This window comes from Paenibacillus sp. AR247 (genome assembly GCF_002968895.1).
GTDB classification, from domain to species: Bacteria; Bacillota; Bacilli; order Paenibacillales; family Paenibacillaceae; genus Paenibacillus_AQ; species Paenibacillus_AQ favisporus.
In genome coordinates, this window is record NZ_PCZT01000002.1 from 438,094 (window position 1) to 444,466 (window position 6,373).

The following is a 6,373-nucleotide window of genomic DNA, read 5'->3' on the forward strand; positions in this document are numbered from 1 at the left end:
GCGGAGTACGCGCAGCGTCCCCCAAACAAAGAGGCTGCCCCTCCAGTCATCCCTGACCGGAGTGGGCAGCCATTTCTTGATACGGATTAGCAGTCGAAGTACAGACCGTACTCGTGCGGATGCACGCGGATCGAAACGGCTTTCGCTTCAGCACGCTTCAGGCTAACGAAGTTATCAATGAATTCTTTGGTGAATACGCCGCCTTCCAGAAGGAAGTCGTAATCAGCTTCCAGAGCGTCCAATGCTTCGTCCAGGGTGCCCGGTACGCTGCGGATTTCCGCTTTTTGATCGTCGGAGAGCTCATAGATGTTTTTATCCATTGGTCCGTATCCGAGCTCAACCGGATTGATTTTGCGCTTGATACCGTCCAGACCGGCCATCAGCATAGCCGAGAAGGCCAGATAAGGGTTCGCCGTGGAATCCGGCGTACGGAACTCGATGCGGCAGCCTTTAGGCGTAACAGCGGCGACTGGAATACGGATCGCTGCCGAACGGTTACCTTTCGAGAACACGAGGTTAACCGGTGCTTCGTAGCCAGGAACCAGACGCTTGAAGGAGTTTGTCGACGGGTTCGTGATGGCGATCAAGGCCGGAGCATGATACAGGATACCGCCGATGTAGTTCAGCGCCATTTCGCTCAGGTTCGCATAAGCGCCTTTTTCATAGAACAAAGGCTCGTCGCCATTGAAGATGGACTGGTGAACGTGCATGCCGCTTCCGTTGTCGCCAAAGATCGGTTTTGGCATGAAAGTAGCCACTTTACCGTATTGACGGGCTGTGTTATGAACGATGTATTTGTACAGCAAGAGGTTATCCGCTGTTTTCTTCAGGGTATCGAAACGGAAATTGATTTCCGCTTGGCCAGCAGTGGCCACTTCATGGTGATGACGCTCGATGCGGAGGCCGGCTTCTTCCAGCAAACGACACATTTCGCTGCGGATGTCTTGTTGGGTGTCGACTGGTGCAACAGGAACGTATCCGCCTTTCACGCGTACTTTGAAGCCAAGGTTGCCGCCTTCTTCTTTACGGTTCGTGTTCCACGAAGCTTCTTCGGAATCCACGAAGTAAGAAGAACTGTTCATGCCGCTTTCGTAACGGACGTCGTCAAAAATAAAGAACTCGGATTCAGGTGCAAAGAAGGCTGCCGTACCAACGCCGCACTGTTGCAGATACTCTTCGGCTTTGGCTGCAATGCTGCGCGGATCGCGCTCATAGCGCTCTCCGTCCGGCGTGTTGATGTTACACATGATGTTCAGTGTCGGATGAGCGGTGAATGGATCGACAAAAATCGATTCCGGATCTGGCATCATAACCATATCCGATTCTTCGATTCCCCGGAAACCGGCGATGGAAGAGCCGTCGAACGCAACCCCGTTCACGAACGTTTCTTCATCCACTTCAGAGGCAGGCAAAGAAATGTGATGCGCACGGCCAGCCAAATCTACGAAACGGAAATCCACCCACTCAATTGCTTTCTCCTGAATTGTTTTTAATACGTTTTTCAACCGACATGCTCTCTTCCTCCCAATTTCCGAACATTTCCCCGCATTTAAACGTAAACGTTCAGTATCTAATGATTTATGTCGTCATTATAAAACTTCAAACCTGACATCGTCAATATGTATGTAAGGTAATCCTTACACTTTTCAACACTTTATTTGCACTAATTGCAAATAGCCTGCACGGACCGATTTTCTGGGGAAAATCAGTCCGTGCAGGCTTAGATGTCGATACGGTATTACCGGGGAAATATTATACCCCTACTTTAAAGGATTCAGCAGGTGCCTTGGACGTATTGAATGTGCGCCCGACGAGTGGAGCCAGCTTCTCCAAGTCTTTAAGAAGCGCGGCGAACTGGTCCGGGAACAGCGACTGCACGCCGTCTCCGGTCATCGAGTTGTCCGGGTCTGTATGCATCTCGATAATCAGTCCGTTAGCCCCAGCTGCAACCGAGGCTTTGGACATAGGCTCAACCAGCTCTCTGCGGCCCGTGCCATGGCTCGGATCGGAAATGACCGGCAGATGGCTCAGCTGCTGCAGGACAGGAATAGCCGAAAGATCCAGCGTATTGCGGGTATAGCTTTCGAATGTACGGATTCCGCGCTCACAGAGCATGACGTCCGGGTTGCCGCCAGCAAGGATGTATTCCGCCGCATTCAGCAGCTCATCGTAGGTGGCGCTGAAACCGCGCTTGAGCAGTACCGGTTTACCGCAAGTTCCCAGCTTGCGCAGCAGGTCAAAGTTCTGCATATTCCGCGTACCCACCTGCAAAATATCAGCATATTCGGCGCAGATATCCACGTATTCCGGTGTCATGACTTCCGTAATAGTCAGCAGGCCATGCTTTTGTCCGGCTTCAGCCATCATAATAAGACCTTCGACACCGATCCCCTGGAAGCTGTATGGTCCTGTCCGTGGCTTGAAGGCCCCACCTCTCAGCACCTGTCCGCCGGCAGCCTTCACCAAGCCCGCAATTTCGTCGATCTGCTCGGGGGATTCAACCGCACAGGGTCCTCCCATGACGACGAGCTCGTCGCCGCCGATTTCCACGCCTTTTATCTTGATCACCGTGTTCTCCGGATGAAAATCACGGCTTGCCAATTTGTATGATTTGGTAATCTTCACTACATTCTCTACTCCCTTCATTTGACGCAGGTGCTCAGCAAGCTGCGGGTTGACCTGACCGATCAGCCCAATGACCGTCCGGTCTGCGCCTTTGGAAACAGAAGCCTGCAGTCCTTCCTTCTCAATCACACGCACAATATCCGCAATTTGTTCTTCCGGAGTCGTATTGGATGTAATTACGATCATGGCTATCATTCCTCCTGTGAAGCGCCTCGCTTCAGCGTACGCTTCTAGTATATTTTCAAATGATTCGGTATCTTTATCTGGTCTACCGTTCTCGCCTCTCACTTCACTAATACGCTTAAACGCGTTTTCGCTTTTAAGCTTTTATCCGCTAAAGCAACTATATCGGAAATCCACCTATCCGTCAACCCTAAATCTAAAATGGGCATCATCCCCTGCCGATCTGGTCTATTTTCTTCTGTAGGGCCAGTTCATATCAGGGACAGCAAATCATCATGGTCTAGAAACAAAAAAAGAAGCAGGCTCCCATTAAAGGAAGCCTGCTTCATCTCATTCGTTATTACGCCTTGGTGCTACCTGACGCTTTTACGGGCGGAAGCAGTTTCTTCATATTGACCGTGCGCTTGATTTCCCACGTATCCGGATTCTCCGGATCGTATTGTTCCAAATATGCGATCACTTCCTTGGTGATCGGGGTCGGCGTGGAGGCGCCGGAAGTGACAGCCACTTTGGATATGCCTTCAAGCCATTCGCGTTTCAGCTCGGTAATGTCGGCAATCCGGTAAGCCTTGACGTTGGCAATTTCTTCGGAGACTTGGGCCAGCCGGTTGGAGTTGTTGCTCCGCGGGTCGCCGACAACGATCACCAGATCCGCTTGTCCAGCCTGCTCCGCGACCGCTTCCTGCCGCACCTGGGTGGCCAGGCAGATCTCATTGTGAACCTCGGCGGACGGGTACAGCTCCAGCAGCTTTTTCATAATGGCCTTAATGTCCCATTGGCTCATCGTCGTCTGGTTCGTAATAATGATGCGGGAGGCGGATATGCGCAGATTGGCAACCTCGTCTTCCTTCTCGATCAGATGAACGTGATCCGGCGCAATGCCGATGGCGCCTTCGGGTTCGGGATGGCCCTTCTTGCCGATATAAATCACCTCATACCCTTCCGCCACCTTCTCGCGGATCAGGTCATGAGTCTTGGTGACGTCCGGACAAGTCGCGTCAACGGTCGTAAGACCTTTGTCCCGGGCCAGCTTCCGGACTTCCGGCGAAACGCCGTGGGCGGTAAAGATAACCGTACCGCTGTCCACCTGGTTCAGGATCTCCACCCGGTTCGGTCCGTCGAGCGTGATGATCCCATCGTCTTCAAAAGAATTCGTGACATGACTGTTGTGAACGATCATGCCCAATATAGTAAATCGGCCGGGGGAGGTCCAGGTTCTGGGCCGCCTGGCGCGCCAGCACCATGGCATCGACCACACCGTAGCAGTACCCCCGGGGCGAAATTTTAATCACTTCCATGACTTTCACCTGCTTTCTCTGGCATGCCTTAACCTAACCATTATACCCTATTCCAAAGGGACGGGAAAGACGACCGGCAGCCAGATAATGAAGGTGGTACCTTCTCCTTGACGAGTAACGACCTCGACCGAGCCGTTCAGCTCGTCGATAATCCATTTGGCGATGGACAGGCCCAGCCCGATGCCCTCCGTCATGCCGCGGGACTGATCCGCACGATAGAAGCGGTCAAAGATATATGGTACCTCGTCCTTGTCCATGCCGATGCCCGTATCGGCAATCCGGATGCCCACCTGATCTTCATACAGTAATGCGTCAAACGTCACTTGGCCTTCAGGTGTATACTTAAATGCGTTTTCAATAAAAATGAACAGCATCTGCTGCATATAGTCCTTATTGCCGTTGACATAGACGCCGTTCAGGATCGAAAAATCACCGGTAATCCAATCGGCCTGCCGCGGCAGGAATTGGGCCCTTCTGGCCACTTCTTCCACGAGTATTTCGAGCGGAATCGGCTGCTTGTCAAACGTCCGTCCCGTGTCGGCCCGGGCCAGAGAGAGCATGTCGCCGACGAGCCGGCTCATCCGCTTGGATTCGTCGGCAATGTCGCTGATGGCCTCCCGGGTCATCTGCTTCAGCGTCGCTTCGTCCAGCTTCGGACGGTCTCCTTCCTCGTCTGACCACATTTTCTCCAGCAGATCCACGTTGCCGCGGATCGTCGTCAGCGGTGTCCGCAGCTCATGCGAAGCGTCGGATACGAACCGGCGCTGCGTCGCGTAAGATTCCTCGAGGTTTTTATAAAAGCCTTCCATGCGCCCCAGCATACTGTTGACCGTGTCGATCAACTGCCCGACTTCATCCTGGGGCCCGTCATAATCAATGCGGACGCTGAGGTCCTGACCGTTCTGGATCTGGCTCGCCGCCTCGATAACGTTGCCGATCGGGCTCATCGATTTGCGGGCAAGGAACAAACCGAGCGAGGAGGCCACAATGATCATAATCGTTGCGCTGATGACCAGAATATTCCGCAGCAGGGTCAACAGTTCCACTTCATGTCCCGTATAAATGGCTACCTGAAGCATTGCGATAACCTGACCGGTATTGCTTTCCGTAATGGTGCGCTGATATAAGTAAAAAGGATTTCCCTGAATATACGCGGGTTTAAAACCCTGCTGTTTCACCGCATGGTCGTAGTCGGGATAAGGAAATTTGATATTTAAAGCCCCCAGATTTTCGGATACGGATAATTTATTATTCACGTAATCAATCATCTGTACGTAAGTTTGCGAGGCCAAATCGGAAGGCGCCGAGAAACTCAAATAATTACCGTTGCGATCATTCCAGTTCAAAACTACGGCCGGCTTGATTTTATCAAATTGCTGAGCCAGCCGGTCCCTTACGGAGTTATACGTATTAAAATGAACGACCCCATAGACCGCCGAACCGAACACGATCAGCGTTACGGCCAGGATGGCGGTGTACCAGGCGGTCAAACGCAATCTTATGGACATCTCTTATGAATCCCCTCTCAGGATATAACCTGCGCCGCGGATCGTTTGAATGACACGCTTCCCTCCGTGTTCTTCCGTCTTCTGACGGAGCATCGCAATGTACACTTCCAGCACGTTGGACTCACCGCTGTAATCGTAACCCCAGATTTTATCCATAATTAAGTCGCGGGACAGCACCCGTTTCGGATTTTGCATAAACAAATGAAGAAGCTCAAATTCCTTGGCCGTCAGCTCGAGGCGCTTGCCGCCGCGCAGCACTTCCCGGGAGTCGACGTCCAGCACGATGTCCTCATAGGTCAACCGGTGGTCGCCGGCTTCCTCCTGCCCCGGCTTCCGGCGCAGCAGCGCGCGCACTCTGGCCAGCAGCTCTTCCAGTGCAAACGGCTTGACGAGGTAATCGTCCGCACCAAGGTCAAGCCCTTTGACCCGGTGCTCGATTTCATCCTTGGCGGTGAGCATCAGGATCGGCACCTGACTGCCGCCTTCCCGAAGCCTGCGGCACACTTCAAATCCGTCCACCTGCGGCATCATGACGTCCAGCACGACGATATCGGGCTCCCCGTTCAAAATGACCTTCAGCCCCTCTGCCCCATTGTTAGCGGTAATGACGTCGTACCCTTCAAATGCCAGTCCCCTGCGCAGCATGGAAATGATCTTTTCATCATCGTCAATAATCAAAAATTTTCGATCGCATTAACGGACTACTCCTTTATCTCTTTATCTTGTATCATGGCACAAGCCTCTGCTTCTTATTGTAGC

Annotated in this window: 4 protein-coding genes and 1 pseudogene; all 5 read right to left on the bottom strand. The window is 52.5% G+C overall.

The features are described 5' to 3' along the window. Nucleotides 1–86: 86 nt before the first annotated feature. Nucleotides 87–1,505, bottom strand: coding sequence for a type I glutamate--ammonia ligase (gene glnA, locus CPT76_RS02560; RefSeq protein ID WP_105441829.1), 1,419 nt, complete (start codon nucleotides 1,503–1,505; stop codon nucleotides 87–89). Between the two features lie 247 nt (nucleotides 1,506–1,752). After that, on the bottom strand, nucleotides 1,753–2,811 hold the full coding sequence (gene aroF / locus CPT76_RS02565; RefSeq protein ID WP_105441830.1) for a 3-deoxy-7-phosphoheptulonate synthase: 1,059 nt from the start codon (nucleotides 2,809–2,811) through the stop codon (nucleotides 1,753–1,755). A 337-nt stretch (nucleotides 2,812–3,148) separates the two neighbouring features. Continuing rightward, nucleotides 3,149–4,106: pseudogene (locus CPT76_RS02570) on the bottom strand (4-hydroxy-3-methylbut-2-enyl diphosphate reductase). Between the two features lie 47 nt (nucleotides 4,107–4,153). Then, nucleotides 4,154–5,614, bottom strand: coding sequence for a sensor histidine kinase (locus CPT76_RS02575; RefSeq protein WP_105441831.1), 1,461 nt, complete (start codon nucleotides 5,612–5,614; stop codon nucleotides 4,154–4,156). Nucleotides 5,615–5,617: 3 nt separating this feature from the next. Then, entirely contained in the window at nucleotides 5,618–6,292 is a 675-nt protein-coding gene (locus CPT76_RS02580; protein WP_258168010.1) for a response regulator transcription factor, read from the bottom strand. Nucleotides 6,293–6,373: the final 81 nt, after the last annotated feature.